The organism is Exiguobacterium sp. s160, from assembly GCF_018617575.1.
Lineage (GTDB): Bacteria > Bacillota > Bacilli > Exiguobacteriales > Exiguobacteriaceae > Exiguobacterium > Exiguobacterium aestuarii_A.
In genome coordinates, this window is the sequence record NZ_JACSKK010000002.1 from 363,453 (window position 1) to 382,489 (window position 19,037).

The 19,037-nt window shown below is 49.0% G+C and carries 16 protein-coding genes; 3 read left to right on the forward strand and 13 right to left on the reverse strand.

Annotation, left to right across the window (positions count from 1 at the left end; genetic code table 11):
* Positions 1–112: 112 nt before the first annotated feature.
* The 5 genes from KNO86_RS07730 to KNO86_RS07750 all read right to left on the reverse strand — a co-directional run bounded on the left by KNO86_RS07730 (position 113) and on the right by KNO86_RS07750 (position 3,443).
* Positions 113–478: a rhodanese-like domain-containing protein gene (locus tag KNO86_RS07730; protein WP_214694813.1), complete on the reverse strand. Its 366-nt coding sequence runs from the start codon at positions 476–478 to the stop codon at positions 113–115.
* A gap of 108 nt (positions 479–586) precedes the next feature.
* Positions 587–865, reverse strand: coding sequence for a DUF5327 family protein (locus KNO86_RS07735; RefSeq protein WP_214694815.1), 279 nt, complete (start codon positions 863–865; stop codon positions 587–589).
* Positions 866–927: 62 nt separating this feature from the next.
* Entirely contained in the window at positions 928–2,214 is a 1,287-nt protein-coding gene (locus tag KNO86_RS07740) for a DUF2252 domain-containing protein (protein ID WP_214694817.1), read from the reverse strand.
* A 13-nt stretch (positions 2,215–2,227) separates the two neighbouring features.
* Positions 2,228–3,178 (reverse strand): peptide-methionine (S)-S-oxide reductase MsrA, encoded by a 951-nt coding sequence (msrA, locus tag KNO86_RS07745; protein ID WP_214694819.1) that lies wholly within the window; start codon positions 3,176–3,178, stop codon positions 2,228–2,230.
* 82 nt (positions 3,179–3,260) lie between these two features.
* On the reverse strand, positions 3,261–3,443 hold the full coding sequence (locus KNO86_RS07750) for a hypothetical protein (RefSeq protein ID WP_031422036.1): 183 nt from the start codon (positions 3,441–3,443) through the stop codon (positions 3,261–3,263).
* A gap of 225 nt (positions 3,444–3,668) precedes the next feature.
* Here KNO86_RS07750 and KNO86_RS07755 point away from each other — a divergent pair, with 225 nt between their 5' ends.
* Together KNO86_RS07755 and KNO86_RS07760 are read left to right on the forward strand one after the other, a co-directional pair.
* Positions 3,669–4,745: a diguanylate cyclase gene (locus tag KNO86_RS07755; RefSeq protein ID WP_214694821.1), complete on the forward strand. Its 1,077-nt coding sequence runs from the start codon at positions 3,669–3,671 to the stop codon at positions 4,743–4,745.
* A gap of 128 nt (positions 4,746–4,873) precedes the next feature.
* A complete protein-coding gene (locus tag KNO86_RS07760; RefSeq protein ID WP_214694829.1) occupies positions 4,874–5,398 on the forward strand; it encodes a hypothetical protein in 525 nt (174 codons plus the stop codon).
* Between the two features lie 261 nt (positions 5,399–5,659).
* On the opposite strand, the gene cydC is transcribed toward KNO86_RS07760, so the two are convergent.
* The 8 genes from cydC to arcA all read right to left on the reverse strand — a co-directional run bounded on the left by cydC (position 5,660) and on the right by arcA (position 17,311).
* Entirely contained in the window at positions 5,660–7,375 is a 1,716-nt protein-coding gene (cydC, locus tag KNO86_RS07765) for a thiol reductant ABC exporter subunit CydC (RefSeq protein WP_214694831.1), read from the reverse strand.
* Positions 7,372–9,096 carry a thiol reductant ABC exporter subunit CydD gene (cydD, locus tag KNO86_RS07770; protein WP_214694833.1) on the reverse strand — a complete coding sequence of 575 codons (1,725 nt, stop codon included), beginning with the start codon at positions 9,094–9,096 and terminating at the stop codon, positions 7,372–7,374. The genes cydC and cydD overlap by 4 nt, the downstream gene beginning before the upstream one ends.
* 122 nt (positions 9,097–9,218) lie before the next feature.
* On the reverse strand, positions 9,219–9,908 hold the full coding sequence (locus tag KNO86_RS07775) for a Crp/Fnr family transcriptional regulator (RefSeq protein WP_214694835.1): 690 nt from the start codon (positions 9,906–9,908) through the stop codon (positions 9,219–9,221).
* A 113-nt stretch (positions 9,909–10,021) separates the two neighbouring features.
* Positions 10,022–12,364 carry a glycoside hydrolase family 31 protein gene (locus tag KNO86_RS07780; protein ID WP_214694837.1) on the reverse strand — a complete coding sequence of 781 codons (2,343 nt, stop codon included), beginning with the start codon at positions 12,362–12,364 and terminating at the stop codon, positions 10,022–10,024.
* Between the two features lie 161 nt (positions 12,365–12,525).
* Positions 12,526–13,488 carry a carbamate kinase gene (arcC, locus tag KNO86_RS07785; protein WP_214694839.1) on the reverse strand — a complete coding sequence of 321 codons (963 nt, stop codon included), beginning with the start codon at positions 13,486–13,488 and terminating at the stop codon, positions 12,526–12,528.
* 14 nt (positions 13,489–13,502) lie between these two features.
* Complete coding sequence (arcD, locus tag KNO86_RS07790; RefSeq protein ID WP_214694841.1) at positions 13,503–14,978, reverse strand: arginine-ornithine antiporter; 1,476 nt, start codon at positions 14,976–14,978, stop codon at positions 13,503–13,505.
* Positions 14,979–15,031: 53 nt separating this feature from the next.
* Positions 15,032–16,060, reverse strand: a complete 1,029-nt coding sequence (gene argF, locus KNO86_RS07795; RefSeq protein ID WP_214694843.1) for an ornithine carbamoyltransferase — start codon at positions 16,058–16,060, stop codon at positions 15,032–15,034.
* Positions 16,061–16,081: 21 nt separating this feature from the next.
* On the reverse strand, positions 16,082–17,311 hold the full coding sequence (arcA, locus tag KNO86_RS07800; protein ID WP_214695125.1) for an arginine deiminase: 1,230 nt from the start codon (positions 17,309–17,311) through the stop codon (positions 16,082–16,084).
* A 304-nt stretch (positions 17,312–17,615) separates the two neighbouring features.
* Here arcA and mgtE point away from each other — a divergent pair, with 304 nt between their 5' ends.
* Positions 17,616–18,974, forward strand: coding sequence for a magnesium transporter (gene mgtE / locus KNO86_RS07805; protein ID WP_214694844.1), 1,359 nt, complete (start codon positions 17,616–17,618; stop codon positions 18,972–18,974).
* The last annotated feature ends 63 nt before the right edge of the window (positions 18,975–19,037 follow it).

Below are 19,037 nucleotides of genomic sequence, written 5' to 3' on the forward strand. Positions count from 1 at the left end.
TGAATCTCCTCTCTTTCAATTGCTTCCCTTACCGTAGCAGAATCCCCGAAAATGCAAAAGAGAAAACGTGGTGACAAAAAAACGACTGAACCGATTCGTTCAGTCGCATCTATTATCCACGCCAGAAGTTCATTCCGCCTTTTACAGAATAGACGTCGGTATATCCGGCACTCTTGAGCATCGCTGCAGCGCGTTGGCTACGCATGCCACTTTGACAGATGACGTAGACGGGACGCTCCTTTTCTTTCGGATATTTCGCTTGTGCGTTCCCGAAACCAGAAAGTGGGACGTTTTTCGCTTGTTTAATGTGTCCCCCACGGTATTCATGCGGCTCACGTACATCCAACAATTGAATGTTCCGCTCTTCTGCGATTCTACGCTTCAAATCATCCGTTGAGACCGTTTTAACATTGTTTCGGCGACTCCACCAAAAATACACGATTCCAATGATGACCGCCACAAAAAGAAAGTCCAACATATTCACGCCTCCATTTGCTTTTCATTTCTTACACTCATTATACCCCCTATGGTATTTAAGTCAATGAATGTGAATCCACAAAAAAACCACATGTGTATCACATGTGGTTCAAAAATCGAGCAATGAATCGGATTTGGGTGGTTCGTCTTCTTCCATGGGAATCCCGAGGAAAGCGGCCATCTGACGATCAAGCGGAGGTTTTTCCTCACTCGTAGGTGTCGTCATTTGTGGCGTGCTGACAGGTTTCCCTTCAGACGTCTCCGCTAGCAGCAGTTCGCAAAAACCCATCAACTTTGCCAAATGACGCTTTTGCACTTCGCCCGTCGACGACTCAATTTGTGTCATCACCTGACGCATCTGGGCGATGACTTGTTGTTCTGTAATCATGATCCTTACACATCCTTTACGCTTCCATTGTGCAGGATTTCCCCTACGATTCGCAAGTGTCCTCAACGTTTCCTTGATTCGACCCAGTTCAAAAAGGCATCGTAATCAAAGCGAACTTGATTTGCATAAAAATCGGCCCATCTCGACAACTGTCGAATGAATAACGATGGTGAGTCCCCGATGGCCGCCGTAATTCGTTCACTCGCCGTATAATCTAGCGCGTTAGACGTCGCATCGGCCCGTGCGTGAATTTTCGCTGTGATTTGTGCTTGCACCTTCAACGTCTCAATGAGTGACGTCTCGTCTTTCATATGCTTTGCCTTCACTTTTCGTTTGTACGGCGAACGCTGCCTGACATAGTACTCTTTCCCATCAATCGTCAAATAACCGAGATAAGGGTCACGACTATGGACCATTGCCCGCTGCGCGGCAACGACACGCGCCCCTTGGTGCGACAATCCATTCTCAAATAGTGGATGTGTCGGCAGAAATAGCGATGGAACAGCGGACTGTGCCTGTTTCATCTCTAAAATGACATCTTCATCGTGCTCTTGATCGGCCCCTTCAATCAAAATATAATAACGCTCTAGACCGATAGAGGCCGTACCGCTTTGTAGCTTGATGGCGATATCTTTGATTTCATAATGATCGGCATGATGACGATGCTCATCCGACAAAGAAGATAAATAATCTTCCCAGGCCGCCTCGATTTTGTCTCGTACTTCAGGTGAAACGGCAAGTAAGTCGTCACTCGTTGAAAAATAACGTTCTTCGTCCCGTACTTCCGTCCGTTCGGACATAAATTCGTCTTTCTTTTTCTCCGCCTTTTTAATGACTTTCTTCACAGCTTTACACGTATTCTCTTTTGTAAATTGAATATGTTCACTTTTTCCGTTCGCATGCTTCTCAATCGCCTCTGCATACGAGCGTGCAAATGCCTCGATGGCCGCTTTACCGTCAAACCCTGATTCGGCCGCGAACAAATCGACAGAGACCGCCATCCGCAATAAGTCGAACAGATAGGAGCCGATATACGCCTCGTCAAAGTCGTTTACGTCATAAATGATCGTACCAGCCCCGTCCTCGAACACACCGAAATTCTCAAAGTGCAAGTCTCCTTGAATGAACGTCGGGTGGTCGGGACCTGTGTCAAACGCGATGGGGACTTTCGCAAAGTCGTAATAGAACAAGTGTGAGCTCCCTCGAAAGAACGAGAACGGGCTCGAACTCATTTTGGCGTACTTCTCTTGTCTCGCTTCTTCCGAAAGATGTCGAATCGACTGGTCGTAAAAATCAAGGACGGTCCCAATCGTTTCGCACCGAATTTGTTGTTTGACGGCTGTGAACATACGACTCTCCCCTTCACTTGTTGAATAAGTGTTTATATTCCTCGTACCCAGCTTCCTCAAGCTTTTCTACAGGGATGAATTGGAGAGCGGCCGAGTTGATGCAATAGCGTAAACCACCGAGTTCTTTCGGTCCATCATCAAAGACGTGACCGAGGTGACTGTCACCTTGTTTTGAACGGACTTCCGTCCGTACCATGTGGTGCGTCGTGTCCATGTTCAAGTCGACTCGTTTCTCTTCGATTGGACGTGAGAAGCTCGGCCATCCACAGTTTGACTGGAACTTATCGTGAGATGTGAACAGTGGTGTCCCATCAACGATGTCGACGTACAATCCTTCACGTTCTTCGTCCCAGTATTCATTTTTAAACGGCGGCTCTGTTCCGTTTTCTTGCGTGACTTTATATTGCATCGGCGTCAAACGTTCACGGAGTGCCTGTTGCTTCTTCCGATCGCTCCAAGCCTCTTTGATGAATTTCGCGCGCCCCGACCCGACCCGATACATCTCGTAGCGGAACGGATTCTTTTTATAGTAATCCTGATGGTAATCTTCCGCTTCCCAGAACGTTTTCGCAGGGCGGATGTCGACTTCAATCGGACGATCAAAGCGTCCGGAGTCTTCCACTTCTTGTTTCGAACGTTCCGCTGCGTCCCGTTGTTCCTCTGAATGATAGAAGATGGCCGGACGATATGATTCGCCTCGGTCATTGAATTGTCCCCCGCCGTCTGTCGGGTCGATTTGACGCCAATAGATACGGAGCAACTCCTCATACGAGATGACCTCAGGGTCGAACGTGATCTCGACCGCCTCTAAATGTCCCGTCGTCTCTGAACAGACTTGTTGATACGTTGGGTTATCGACATGTCCTCCCGTGTATCCGGAAATGACACGTTCGACCCCCTCATATTTATGAAACGGTTTGACCATACACCAAAAACAGCCTCCCGCAAATGTAGCTTTTGCCATAAAAAATCCCTCCTTACTTTGTAGTGTACCCAAAAAAGTCGCAAGACAACAAAAAACGAGAACCACAAAATGTGTTCTCGTTTTAGTCTTCTTCGACTTGGTTCACATGACGCATCACTAAAAATAAGATGACTCCTACAATCGCAGCCCCTAAAAGCGTCAACACCATGTTATCTCTAGCCGATAAAGTATAAAAGATCGCTAATCCAATCAAAATGAGCGCAATCGGAATAAACGCTCGTTTAAAATGATCCCAGTAACGCACGGACAGTCCTCCTTTTCTCTTATCATACCAAACTTTCGATTTTCGATAACGAAAGTTCTAAAAAGTTGAAACATGTCTGTGAAACTGAAAAGGAATGATTGGGGTTGGACTTGAATTCTAATCAGAAGTAATTATATTTTTGGTCGCAGGTTAATCCTACCTGTTTCCGACAAGATGATTTATACTAAAACTAAATATTTCCATACAGGATAAGGAGGAGCTTCGATGCTCACAATCGTCAATGCATTCTTTATCAACCTGTGTATCTTGTTCACGCTCTTCACGATTTCCTTTTTACCGTTCCGTAATCGCCCTCGTCTGACACCACAATCTCCGTTAAAGGGCAGAGTCTTGCTCGGTGTACAGACTGGACTGATTGCCATCTTACTGTTAGCAAACGCCCTGCCTCTCGAAGGGGTACTCATCGATTTGCGCGCCATTCCGATTATGCTAGCTGTCTTATTCGGTGGTTGGGTAAGCGGTACAGTCGCTGGAATCATCTATCTGATTGGCCGTGCTTTCGTCGTCTGGTACACGGACGGCGCAATGATTGGATTGTACTTAGCGTTTGCAACCATGTTCGTTCTCGTCGGATCGATTAGTATTTTACGGAAACGTATGGATAACACACGCCCGACATTACTCGTCTTCACGACAGTTAGCATCGCCATCTTCGGGGCAGCCATCTATGCCGCACTGCCGCTCAATCTATTCTATCCCGTCCTAATCGTCTACACGTTAATGTCTTATGGTGGAGCTTGTGCCGCCTATCGGTTATTGCTCGAATTACGCCGTCACTTTGAGAACGTCCAACATCAACAACAGCTTGCGCGCACTGATGCGCTCACTGGAATTGCCAACCGACGCCTGTTGAATGAAGCGATGGCCAACTTGACGGTCGAAGCAGAAGAATATGCATTAATCTTAGTCGATATTGATCACTTCAAGCGGGTGAATGACACGTACGGGCACGACGTCGGTGATGACGTGTTACGTGAACTCGGTATGCTGCTCGTCAACGAAAGTGAAGAGCGACATCTGGTCGGTCGCTTCGGTGGAGAAGAATTTTTAATCGTCATGCCACACGCTACGCGGGATGAAGTGTCTCGCCTCGCAGAATCTATCCGAGAAAAGGTTTCGTCGTTCCCGTTCGAAACGAGCGCAGGTACGCTACACATCACCGTTTCACTAGGAGCCTGCCATTCGAACGATATTGAAATCGACAGTGTATTGAAGCACGCAGACGAAGCGTTATATCACGCAAAAGAGTCTGGACGAAATCGATTCATTCTCGCTTCTTAAAGGATTGAACACTTCACACTTGGGCATGTTTTCTCGCTTTACTTTCTCGAAACGAATCGTTAAACTAGGCTAGACTTTGGTTCAGATTTGTACATCAGGATTTATTCAGAAAAGGGGAAACATCGTTCATGTCAGTTTTGTTATCTTTGTTTGGAATTATGTTTATCAGCTCGTTCGCGATTGACTATAAACGTGGGAAGACGCTTCAACAATCGACACTCGGGGGAATTCGTTCGATACAACAAAACTTATGGATCTTTTTCCGTACGTCGCTCTCGATGATGATTGTCATCGGCCCACTCTTACTCATTTCAGGACTCGTGTTTTCAGATTTAGTGGCATTTAACACCGTCTCATCTTTCTTGATCGCCGTACTTAGTATCGGTTTTGCCGAACGGATCATCGGAATGACCGTCGCACCACTGATTCGTACGTTTTGGCATCAACGGGGTCGTCTCATGCCACTTTATTTAGACGCTGCTCTTTACGTATTCTTGCTATCGATTCTCGTCTTAGAGTTTTTGATGAACATTCCTGGAATCGACCTCCAGTCACCGTTCATCGCGCTATTTTATGCGTTCGCGCTCTTCTTCACGAGATACTTGTTCAGTCTCATTCGATTCACGGTTCAAAAAGGCGTGGCCTCGAACTGATTCGAGATCCTATCCATACGTGTTCGCACGTATGGATATTTTTTTCGCAATTCTCATTGACAATGAGAATCGTTATCAACTATACTCTAGATGTAGCTTCCTAAAAGCTTGACGTGCACGTTCCCCAAACCAATCACGTCACGTGGATTCCCCTCCACGACACTCTTTTTGAAAGCATTGCTGCGACAACCCCCATTTGTTGCACCCATATTTGCCAAAAACAAGACGAGCAGGCCACCGACGGGGCTGCTCGTCTTTTTGTTATGCGAACACTTCTTGTTCGATTTGTTTCAATTCGTAGAACATACCACGTTTCATCATCAATTCCTCATAAGATCCAACTTCGACGATTCGTCCAGCTTCCATAACGATGATTTGGTCGAAGGTTTCGAGTCCCGTCAAGCGGTGACTGACAAGAATGAGCGTCCCTGCCCCAGCCTGATTCACTAGTTCAGAAAAGACATGCGCTTCCGTTCCTGCATCAAGCGCTGAAGTAGGTTCATCGAGCAACCAGATCAGCCCGTTTTTTAGAAGGGCTCGTGCAATCGCTAACCGTTGACGTTCTCCGCCTGACAAGTTCGCTCCTTTCTCAAGGACCGGCTCATCGAGTGAAAACGATAAACGGACACGTTCAAGCGCCACAAGCATCTCTTCATCGGTAAAGTCGCCAGCCAGTGCCAAGTTCTCCCGTACGGTCCCGTAAAAGAAGTGATTGTCTTGCAAGACGACACTTGCATGTTGCCAGATTGAAGTCTGTTTCATGTCATTCAAGTTGTCTTGATCGAGTCGGATTGTCCCGTCTTCTGTCCGGACAAATGCCAACAACAGTTGGAGCAACGTCGACTTCCCGGAGCCGCTCGGTCCAACGATGACCGTCTTCGAACCGCTCGGGATGTGTAACGACACATCGTCAATCACGTCTCGATACGTATCCGGATAGCGGTAGTGAACATGCTCAAATGAGATGGATGGCGATGTCGTGAACGTCACATCCTGACGCTTCGCTTCGAGCGCCTCAATCATTTCACTCGGCTCCATCACTTCAAACAATCGATCAGCAGCTTGTTTGCTATCTGCAAAGTGTCCCGGAAATACAGCCATCGGTGTCGTGTTCTCAAACGCTGTGAGCGACATCATGATGAGCATCGCCAAGAAGAGCCCGTTCAAATCTCCATCTACGACTTGATAGGCACCGATTGCTAAGACGCCCCATGAAACGAGTAAAGAGGCAGCAACGACGAGTGCGGAGTTGAAAAATTGGTTCGTCGCATCTTTCCGCTCCGCTTCCATGTAGCGTTCGCTACGCGCATAGACGGCTTGCTTCGTACGGTCGAGTTGATGATGTAGTTTTAAATCTCGATATCCGTACATCATCTCGGTCAACTGAATCGATACATCCCCGCGCAATGCACGAATCGTCTCGTCATGACGAGCGCGAATTCGAGCAAATCCGAGTGGGATCAAAAATCCGGTGACGAGCACACCGAGTAAGATCCATAGACTGACCGCGAACGAGAAGAACGTCACAAAGAAGATCGTACTTAAGAACACGAGCACGAGTATAATCGGCGGATAGAATACGCGGAGAAAATAGTTTTGTAGGCTCTCCACATCTCCGACGACACGTGCAAGCAAATCCCCACTCCGATATTTCGCAAAAATCGAGGGGACGAGCGGTTCAAGTTGTCGATAAAAGCGGACACGCAGCTCGCTCAATATCGTAAACGTCGCCCGGTGTGACGCGAGGCGCTCCCGATAACGACTTCCTGCCCGAATGACTCCGAACAGTTTGATGAGAACGACGGGTACCATGAGCGCATACAGTGGCGGAACAAGCCCTGCCCTTGAGACGAGGTATCCGCTTGCTGCAAACAGGGCGACCGCCGCAATCCCGGCTGCATATCCAAAGAAGATGGAGAGAAGGATATCTTTCTTCTCGCGCATCATCCATTTTGTAATCGTCCAAAGCGAGTTCATCGGCTCACCCCTTTCTGAAGCGCAAACAGTTCCGCATACTCTGGGACGGCGAGCAACGCGTCATGCGTCCCTTCTGCGATTCGCTTCCCATCCTCCATAAACCAAATCATATCTGCCTCTTTGATTGTATGCAGACGGTGTGCCACCGTGATCAACGTTGCCTCTTTCGACAACTCAGCGATTGAACGTCTCACAATCTGCTCGGTCTTCAAATCGAGACCGGTCGTCGGCTCATCGAATAAAAGGATTCCTGGTCGTTTAAAGAAGGCCCGGGCGAGCGCGAGACGTTGTCGTTCCCCACCCGATAGACCAAATCCACCTTCTCCAAGTTCCGTCCAAATCCCGTTCGGTAATTGATCAATCACCTCAGACAGTCCTGCCGCATCGACCGCTTCCCGTAACGCGAGCTCATCAGTCTCTTCGCCTAAGGAGATGTTATCGGCAAGTGTCCCGGCGAATAGATAAGGGTTTTGTGAGATATAGGAAATGTTTCCGTACCAGGCAGACTCGTCAAACGACTGAAGTGGTTCACCATCCACGAGGACACGTCCCGATTTCACCTGTAGCAGTCCGGAGATGACATTCAGTACTGTCGTCTTCCCGGAACCGCTCGCACCAACTAAGGCCAGGTGAGTGCCGGACGGAATCCGACCGCTCAACGGTTGAAGCGCAAAGCGTCCGCCTTCATATTCGAAGGTGACGTCTTCGAGTTCAAGGTTTGGTGTTCGTGAACCAAGTGACTTCGTTCCCCATTCGATGCGGTCATCGGGGGCGTCTAATACCTCAAAAATTCGGTCGGCTGCGCCCATACTTCCACGCCCTGTATGGAAGGCACTTCCTAAATCTTTAATCGCCAAATAATACTCTGGCGCCAATACGAGAATCAAAAAGCCAGAGAAGAACGTGAGGTTCTCCCAGACGACCATTTGTAAGGCGACTTCTAACGCGACAACTCCGGTACTGAGCATCGAGATGAACTCGAGCATAAGTCCCGATAAGAACGCCGTCTTTAAAACGACCATCGTCGCATCTCGAAAGTCGAGGCTGCTCTTCTCAATCGCCTTCGCTTCTTGCTCCGTGCGATTGTAAAGCTTGAGCGTCGTCAATCCTTGTAAGACATCTAAAAACTTACCGGAAAATTGATTCATCTTCTCCATCTGTTCTTCTGATTTTTTCTGGGTCGCAATCCCAATGATGATGAAGAACAGTGGAATGAACGGTGCAGTGACCATCATGATGACTCCTGAAATCCAGTGTTGGCTGAAGACGACAACCAAAATGAGGAGCGGGATGATCGATGTTTGGATGACTTGCGGCCAATATTGACTGAAGTAAGCGTCCACCTCGTCGACAGCATCCATGAACACACTGACCTTTTTACCTGATTGTCCTGTCAAAGATGACTCGACCGGACTCGTGGCGTACCGTTCCAACAGTTGAAGGCGTAACGTCTGTTTCGCCTTTACGGATAAACTCGCACCGATGCGTCCTGACACGTATCCAAAAAGCGCTCGTGCCAATAAGGCAACGACGAGCCATAGCAAAGCCGGAAGGATGGCTTCGAATGATTCATCCTTTAAAAAGATTCGGTCGACGATGTCGACGATTAAATACGCTTGCGCCAAAATCGATAGTCCAATCATGACCGCGGATAACACGAGTCCGATGATGTGACCCCTTTCGGCGAAAGCAAGGGCTTGCAGTCGTTTCACTGCATTCATCCTTTCTCTATTTACAATTCCATTGCTTTGTGAGATTCATCACTAATTATACAATATGCCACGTGTTGAAGCGAACGCTCCGCTCGTACGAACATGTAAAAGACGCCCTCATCCGAGTGGCGTCAGTCGATGTCTTGTTCAAAATATTCAGGATGCCCGATCACAAGTTGATGGGCGTCGATGCGAAGTATCTCTTCTTTTCGAAGCTTGGCTAAAATCGTCGAGACCGTCTCCCTAGACGTACCGGACAGACGAGAAAGTTCGATTGCGGTGAATGGGCATCGGACGCGAACACCTTGTTCGTCCGGTTCCCCTAAATCTTCAATCAAGAAATGGAGCGTATTGATGACACGCTCTTTCGCACTCGGCGTGATGATTTCTTGGACACGCCTTTCATGCAAATCAAGAATACGATTCATCTGGCCAATGATATAGAGCAGCATGCTCGACTGCGTGGACACGAACCGCTCAAAGCGATCCGTCGGGATGTAGATGACCTCAATGTCCGTCACCGCTTCAGCCGTATGACGATAGTCTTCCCCTGTGAATAAACCGTTGTATGGGAAAAATTGTTTCGGTTTCACGTAATCGGCGTAATGATGGGTCGCATTCTCATTCATCCGTTCGAGTTTGATATAACCGCTCATCAAGAAATACACACGCTCACGCGGATCCCCTTCCATGAACAACAGTTGTCCTTTCCGATACGTCCGGCAATAGACGTGCGGAATCAACTGTTCAAGTGCTCGACTCGGACATGTCTCAAACAGCGTCAACTGCCGTAAATCGTCAATCGTCCACATGTGTCGCATGTTCATCCCCTCATTTCTATTCTTCTATCTTCAGTATAGTGGGATTTTTATTGAAAGCGCTTTCTAAATCCGACAGTTTTCTGACATGACAAAAGGGGGTCTCCCCCCCTTTTTCAGTCCAACATCAGTTCCAATAGCGCGTCCTGTAAATCACGATCGAGCTCTAACGCATGGAGGTCAAACAGCCATGCCTCGAGACGCGTCTTCGTGGTCGCCATCTGATACAGACGATCTTTTAAGTCATAAGCGATTTCGGCGCGGTCTAAGAACCGATAGAGACGGTCGAGTCGATGTGCGTTTTGTGTCAGATCGACCGGAAGCGTCACGGTCTGCTCCCGTTTCCATTCACCGAGTGGGATGTGTAACGTCTGCGTCTCCGCATCATAGTCCCCTTCTCCGACGACCCCCCGGACAAGAATCGTCAACGTCCGATTCGCCGGGACGAGTGTCAAATCACCTGATGTCTCGATGTGAAGCGTACGCGCTTCCCAATCGAGCGTGAACGTCGTTTCGAGTGACGCCCCCGTCTCATAATCACGGCTTTCCCCGTCATCTTCGTACATCGTGAACGTGTTCGAGGCACCTGGAAAGACGAGTACTTCTAGCTCGCTCGGGTTCCCCGTTTCGTTCGCATGCGGTTCATGCGGCATCATTGGAATGATGGCACCCGCTTTGGCGAAGACCGGTTGCCCTTCGAGTCCACGGAACACACGAATCGACTTGTCGCCTTCATAACGATGACCCGTGAAGAAATCGAACCATTGCCCTTTCGGCAACCACACGTTCGCACCCGCGACATGGAGCTGTCGGTCCATTGGTGTGACAATCGGGGAGACGATGAGTTCACTTCCGAAATAAAACTGATTCGGCACCTGATAAGCCGCTTCATCATCGGGATGTTCGATATACATCGGTAACACGAGTGGCAACGCTTCTGCATGGTTCCGATAGTTCATCGTATACAAGTAAGGAATGAGTTGATGACGCAGGCGTAAGAATCGCTTCATCGACTGTTCGGCTTCGATTCCGAAACGCCAAGGCTCTTTTCCGTTGAACGTGCTGAACGTCGAGTGGAGGCGCATGATTGGACTGAACACTCCGTATGCGACCCAACGTGCCGCGAGCTCATCGTCTTTTTTACCACGATGATGCCCTCCGATGTCATGACTCCACCATCCATAACCAATGTTCGTCGCTGTTGCCGTGAAATACGGCTGGAAGGCGAGTGATGCCCAAGAGATGATTGTGTCCCCTGAGAATCCGACCGGGTAACGGTGGCTCCCTGGCCCAGCGTAACGAGAAAAAATGAGCGGGCGTTTGCCGTCACGGGCGATATCGATGGCATGATAATGATTTAACATCCATAACGGATCGAGTCCTTCCATCTTCGACGTCGACCCTTGTTGCCAGTCGATCCACCAAAAATCAACGCCGTCTGCTTCATGCGGGTGATGCATCTGTTCGAAATACGCTTGAATGAATCGCTTATCCGAAAAATCGAACGGGATTCGGTCACCCGATTCCGGATCGACCCCCATCGCCTCAGCCATCGCCGCATACTGGTCTTCAAACGCACGGACCCCGTCAGCGGGGTGTAAGTTCAATGTCACCATCATCCCCTCGTCTTTTAACCATTTGAGGAATCGCTTCGGTTCAGGGAATAAGTTTCTATTCCACGAATAGCCCGTCCAGCCACTCCCATACTCTTCCGGGATGTCTGTCACGTGCCAGTCCATATCGATGACGCTGACCGAGAACGGGACGTCTTCGGATTTGAAGCGGCGCATCAGCGCCTTATATTCTTTTTCGTCGTATCGCCAGTAGCGACTCCACCAGTTTCCGAGCGCTTTACGAGGAAGCATCGGCGTCGGGCCCGTCAACGTGTAAAAATCTCGAAGTGCCTGTTTATAGTCATGGCCATATCCGAAGTAGTAAATGTCATGAATTCCTTTTCGTCTCGGCTCGACGAAGCGATCATCCGTCATCAAAAACGAGGACGAATCATCAATGATCGCATATCCTTGTTTCGAAAGGATCCCTTCTTCTAACTCCGTCGCCCCGTCCACATGGTCGAGCGTCCGCGCCGTCCCTTTCAGCGTCCGCTCGGGACCGTTGAACATGTAGCGGCTGTAATACGTACTGAAGTTCCCTTTCACGTCCACATAGAGCGTGTTCGGTGCGAACGGTCCTTTCGTATAATATAAGTGAACGTGTTCCGTGATGATTTGGAGCTCTGCCTCATCTTCAATCACTCGGAATTGTGGAACGTCAAATTCTCGATTCCACGCCACTTGGGTGGCACGGTCTTCAAAAATCCCGTCTTCTGCATACTCCATCCGAATTAACTGACTCGTCAATACGGTAAAACGATAACAGCTTCCTTGCACGATTGCCTCTTCTCTTGCTTTCGGTCTCATCCACGACTGATATACATGATTTTCTTCGAATAGGCGCATACACTCGAGCGTTTCCGCTCTCCGTCACTTCCTTCCTGAAATTAGTGCAAACGTTTACACTGAATATGATAGCAATCTCATTTTTGGCATACAACATTCCTTCCCCTTGAATCGGGACAGAAAACAAAAAGTCGCAAACGTTTCACGTTTGCGACACATTCTTATTGTTGGAGGGATGGAGCTAAACGGACGCGTGTTCCGGCATCCCCATAAATGGCAGCTAGCGCCTGGTCGAGTGACGTGATGATGGCGATCCGGTTCGTGCCGGATTCTGCGAACTGTAGTGCCGCTCTCACTTTTGGTAACATGCTGCCCGGAGCAAACTGTCCTTCGGCGATATACATCTCCATCTGTTCCTTTGAGGTCTCCTGGAGCGCCGTCTCATCTGGCTTCCCGAAGTTGACATACACATGTTCGACCGCAGTCAGGATGAGCAATACGTCTGCGTTGACGAGGTCCGCGAGTTTCGCAGCCGCAAAGTCTTTATCGATGACCGCCTCGATTCCGACATACCCTTCAGTCGTCTCCATGACCGGAATACCACCGCCACCGGAAGCGACGACGATATGCCCCGCTTCAACGAGCGTTCGGATGACGGCGTGTTCCGCGATTTTCATCGGAACCGGGCTCGGGACGACACGACGGTATCCACGACCTGCATCTTCTTTGAATACGTAACCCGTCGTCCGTTCGAGATGAAGTGCCTCTTCTTCCGTATAAAACGGACCGATCGGCTTCGATGGATGATGAAACGCACTATCATTCGGATCGACCACGCTTCGTGTGACGAGCGAAGCCACATCTCGTTCAAGACCGCGCGCACGCAGTGCTTTCGTCAGCGCATTTTCAAACCAGTATCCAATCATTCCTTGCGTCATCGCACCACATACATCAAGGGGCATCGCCGGCGTAGCCGGACTGTCTGATGCGGCTTGTTGTAACATTAAATTTCCGACTTGCGGACCGTTCCCGTGTGTGATGATGACGTCGACCCCTTCTGCAATCAGTGCTGCGAGAGATTCTGCCGTCGCCTCGACCGCTCGCATTTGTGCTTCCGCTGTCGCATCTTTACCTTGTTGAATCGCATTTCCGCCTAGGGCGATGACCACACGTTTTTTCTCCATATCGATACCCCCGATCAGATGACTGAGATATTACCAGATAGTATGCGTACGACTGCGAAAATGGCGAGTGCGGTCAACACTCCGGCGACCAACCATTCCGTTTTGTTGAGTGACTTGATGCCATTTTCACGTTGCGCTTTCATGTAGAGAAGTGTTCCTGGTGCGTATAGAAGGGTCGTGAGCAGTAAATAATCGATTCCTGCCGCATAGATGAGCCACAATCCGTAAATGGAAGCGACCAATCCGATCGTCAAATCGCGTGTTCTCCGTTCACCGGTGCTATAACCGATTCCATTTTTCGATACCTTCACTTGGTAAAATGCCGAGAATACATACGGGATCAAAATGGCACTTGAAGCGAGGGAGAACGCAAAATTATAGGCGGCATCTGAAATCAAGAAGGTGAAGAGGAAGAGCTGGATCAATCCGTTTGTTAACCAAAGTGCGTTGACAGGTGCCTGATTTTTATTCTCTTTCGTGAACCATTTCGGGAACACGCCGTCTTTCGCAGCAACGAACGGAATCTCAGCCGCGAGAAGCGTCCAACCGAGCCATGCCCCGAGTACGGAGATGACGAGTCCACCGTTGATGAGCATCGCGCCCCAAGGACCGACTGCTGACTCGAGCAAGTAAGCCATCGCCGGTTGCGAGGCGTTCGCTACGTTTTCCGGTGTCATGAGGCCGAGCGACATGACAGAGATGAGCAGATAGATGACGAGTGTCCCGAGTAACCCGATGACAGTTGCCTTTCCGACGTCAGAACGCTTCCGAGCACGACCCGAGAGAACGACTGCCCCCTCGACACCGATGAATACCCACAGCGTGACAAGCATCGTCGAGACGACCTGGTCGCGAACACTTCCCCATGAGAAGCCGCCTTGTCCCCAAAAATCGAAGGTGAAGTTTTCGAGATTGAAGAAGAACAACGTAATCGTAATGAATGCAAAAATCGGAACGAGCTTGGCAATCGTGGTGACAATGTTGATCATCGACGCCTCATGCACCCCACGAAGAATGAGCGTGTGTACGAGCCAGAGCATGATGGAGGCCCCGACGATGGAGGCAATATTTTGTCCCCCTTCAAAAACCGGGAAGAAATAGCCGACCGAACTGAACAGCAGTGTGGCATACGCCACGTTTCCGAGCCAAGCAGATAACCAGTATCCCCAAGCCGAGTTGAATCCGACGAACGAACCGAAACCGGCACGGGCATAGCTATAGACACCACCATCCAAATCAGGGCGGCGCATCGTCAGATTTTGAAAACTGAGACCGAGCGCGATAATCCCGATTCCCGTGATGGCCCACCCGATGAGAATGGCACCCGCGTTCGCCCCTTGTGCCAAATCGGCGGCCAAGTTGAAGGCTCCACCGCCAATCATCGATCCAACGACAAGTGCCGTCAACGCTCCGAGACCTAATCGCTTGTCTTGCTTGTCAGGATGTACTCCAGCCGAACCACCTGAGTCATGCTCCAACTTCGTAGACATTCTACTCATCCCTTTCGGTTATTTTGAAACGGGAGGGGAAGTCCCCTCCCCCGTCAACGTTCAAGCCATTCGCGTGTCTCCGTGAGCGTTGCCGCCATTACCGCCTTGATCGTATGCATCCGGTTTTCCGCTTCATCAAATACGAACGAGTGACGACTGCGGAACACCTCATCAGTCACTTCCATTTCTGTCAATCCGTACTGTTCATGAATCGCCCGACCGACCTCTGTCTCTAAGTCGTGGAAGGCAGGGAGGCAGTGTAAGAACATGATGTCCGGGTTGCCGCTTTTTTGAAACATATCCATGTTCACTTGATATGGTCGCAACAATTCGATCCGTTCTGCGAAGGCCGCCTCTTCGCCCATCGACACCCATACATCCGTGTAGACGACGTCTGCCTGGTCCATCGCTTCTTCAATGCTCTCCGTCAATGTGATAACAGCGCCTGTTTCAGCAGCAACCGATTTCGCATAATTAACGATTTCGTCAGATGGCCAAAGTGATTTCGGTGCGCAAATCCGCATATCCATCCCTACTTTTGCGCCACCGATCAATAGCGTGTTCCCCATGTTGTTCCGGCCGTCGCCGACGTACACGAATTTGATTCCGGCCAATTCTCCTTTTTGTTCTTTCACCGTCAAGAAGTCGGCCAAGATTTGTGTCGGATGATAGAGGTCGGTCAATCCGTTCCAAACCGGTACCCCTGCATCTTTCGCAAGACCTTCGACCGTCTCGTGGGCGAAACCGCGGAATTGAATACCGTCAAACATGCGCCCGAGGACGATGGCCGTATCGCGCACCGATTCTTTCTTCCCGAACTGGATATCATTTTTGCCTAAATATTCAGGATGCATCCCTAAGTCGATTGCGGCGACCGTGAACGCACAACGCGTCCGCGTCGATGGTTTTTCAAAGAGTAAGGCAATGTTTTTGCCTTCACAAATCCGATGTGGGATGCCTTGTTTCTTTTGACGTTTGAATGCAGCAGACAAGTCGATCAAATAATTGATTTCTTCACCAGAAAACTCGTTTAACGATAAAAAGTGACGACCTTTCAAATCAAAATTGAACGTTGTAGACATACTGCTTCCTCCTTATCACATTTAGATGTCTTGGCGGATAATCGGACAACTCATGCAACGTGGACCCCCACGTCCGCGCGATAGTTCACTCGACATGATTTCAATCACTTCGACGCCTTCTTTACGGAGCAGTTCATTTGAGACGTAGTTCCGGTCATACGTGACCACGACACCCGGTGCGATGGCGAGCGTATTCGATCCATCGTTCCACTGTTCGCGTGCCGCTGCGATCGGGTCGCCGCCTCCACAAGGAATCAACGTCGCTTCCTGTAAGCCGAGGACGTCTTTTAACACGTTCAACAAATCACTGTGCTGCGTGATCTGCAATTCACCTTCTGCATTCAATGAAAGTTCGAAAATATTCATCTTTCCTTCCGGCCCTTGAATGAACGGATGGATGGTGAATTTATCATGGTCGACCATCGTAAAGACGGTATCGAGATGCATGAAGGCGCGTGATTTTGGAATTTCGATGGCGATGACTTTTTTGAAGCTGTCTCCATGTTTGAGCAAATTGAGGGCGACGCGTTCGATTCCTTGCGCAGTCGTTCGTTCAGAGATGCCGATGGCGACGACTTCTTTCGATAAGACAAGCTCATCTCCGCCCTCCATCGCAAATCGATAGTCGCGGTCTGACCAAATCGGAACATCATGTTTCGCAAAGCGTGGGTGATAGCGCATAATATATTGCGTGAAGAGTGATTCACGGCGACGTGCCGGTTCTTTCATTCGGTTGATAGAGAGACCATGACCGATTGCGGCGGCCGGATCTCGTGTGAAATAGAGGTTTGGCATAGGATCTAAAAAGAAGGGGTACGTATCTTCAATCATTTCGTGTAAATGTCGGCGTTTCTCCGGCTTGATCTCCGATTTTCGGATACCGGCCATCACCGTTTCAATCAACATCTCATTATCAAAATCCAGTAAATATTCTTTTAACGTTTCATAAGAGCCGTTGATATTTGATTTCGACTCCGATAAGATATCCGCGACAAACTTTTCGCGCACACCAGGGAGCGACAATGTCTCAGCCATTAATTTTTCGAGATAAAGGACTTCCACACCGCGATTTTGGAGCGCACTCGCAAAATAGTCGTGCTCTTTTTGAATGACCGGCAAATGGGGAATATCATCGAACAAGAGGCGTTCTAAATATTCCGGGGTGAGGTTTTCTAATTCCCTTCCCGGTCGTTTCAGTAATACCGTTTTTAATTCTCCAATTTCTGAATACACATGAATCGGATGTTTCAGCGTCGTATCTTGTGAAATCGGTTGATTCGTCATTGAGATCATCTCGCTTCCTCCTTGTGATTCGGGTGTGTGACTACCCTTACCTTATCACTTTACCAAATTTGCGAATGTCTAATCCGGCACTTCACCTGTTAGTGATTCCACATGGCTATGTATAAATGTTCACCTTTGTGAATGAACAAACAATGCACGAAAAATCGGCGCCCTGACAAGGGGAAACGAGATGTATGGATGATGAATACAATCCTTCTAAAAAATAAGGAAAACTTTTTTTGAAAAATGCGAAAGATCAGGATGTGAGCATATGAAAATAGAAGAAATGGAATACAACGAACATGAAGCGGCACTTCGCACATTGATTCAAAAGGGAGACCCGGTCGATTTTCAAGACCTCTTCCTCTCCCTCCACCCCGGTGAACAGGCTGATCATTTTATCGAACTCAATCAGCATGAGCGCGCGTTCGTATATCGAACAATCTCACCTGAAATATTTACTGACCTTTTTGAAAAACTGACGTTAGAAGAGCAATGTACATTCATCCAAGAAACGCCTCAGCCGTATGCTGTCCGAATTTTAAATGAGATGTATTCAGATAACGCCGCCGATTTGATGCGGGAGCTACCCGATGCGTTCATGGACACACTATTCGAACAGATGGACGATATCGAGGAACAAGAAGTCAAAGATTTGATGCAATATCCGGAAGAGACGGCCGGGGCGCTCATGACGACCGAGTTCGTCGTCCTTCAAGCGAACAAGACGGTCGGACTGACTTTAGAAGAATTGCGTGAACTCGGACCAGACGCTGAGACGATTTATTACTTATATGTAGTCGACCAAGCGCACCAACTGGTTGGTGTTGTCTCCTTACGTGATTTGATTGTCGCGCCGCTCGAGGCGAAAATCGAGGACATCATGGGTTTTCGTGTCATCTCGGCAAACGTCATGACCGACCAGGAAGACTTGGCTCGGATTGTCCAAAAGTATGATTTATTGGCCCTTCCTGTCATCGACGATCAGCAAAAGCTACTCGGCATCATCACAGTCGATGATGTGTTAGACGTCATCGAGCGCGAGACGACGGAAGACTTTGAAGAACTTTCCGCGACGAAGGGATCGTCCGATATCAACATGAGTCCGTTCGAGGCGGCGAAAAAACGCGCCCCGTGGATTGTCAGCCTCATGTTTCTCGGGATGATTACGGCTTCGACAATCGGTGGTTTTGAAGAGACGCTTGAAACAATTGTGCTCCTCGCTGTCTTCATGCCACTTGTCATGGGGTCTGCCGGGAACGCAGCCACCCAGTCACTTGTCGTAGCTGTTCGTTCGATTGCGCTTGGCACAATCAATCGCAAGAACGTCATGAAGATGATTCGACGCGAGCTCGGGACGGGCATCATCTTAGGAATTGCTTGTATGATTGTCATTTTCGGGGTCATCACGATTCTTTATGACAACATGCTCATCGGCTTCATTGTCGGGGTCTCCATCTTTGCAGCACTCAGTGTCGCCACGATGATCGGCACGATTGTTCCGCTTCTCATCAATCGCCTGAAGTTAGACCCCGCTGTCGCATCCGGACCGTTCATTACGACGCTGATGGACAACCTCGGTCTCATCATCTATTTCACGGTCGCGACGTCCATGCTTCAGTTTTTATGACATTTATAAAAGTTCACACGAAAAAGCGGTGCTGATTTTGTCAGCGCCGCTTTCACTCGTTAT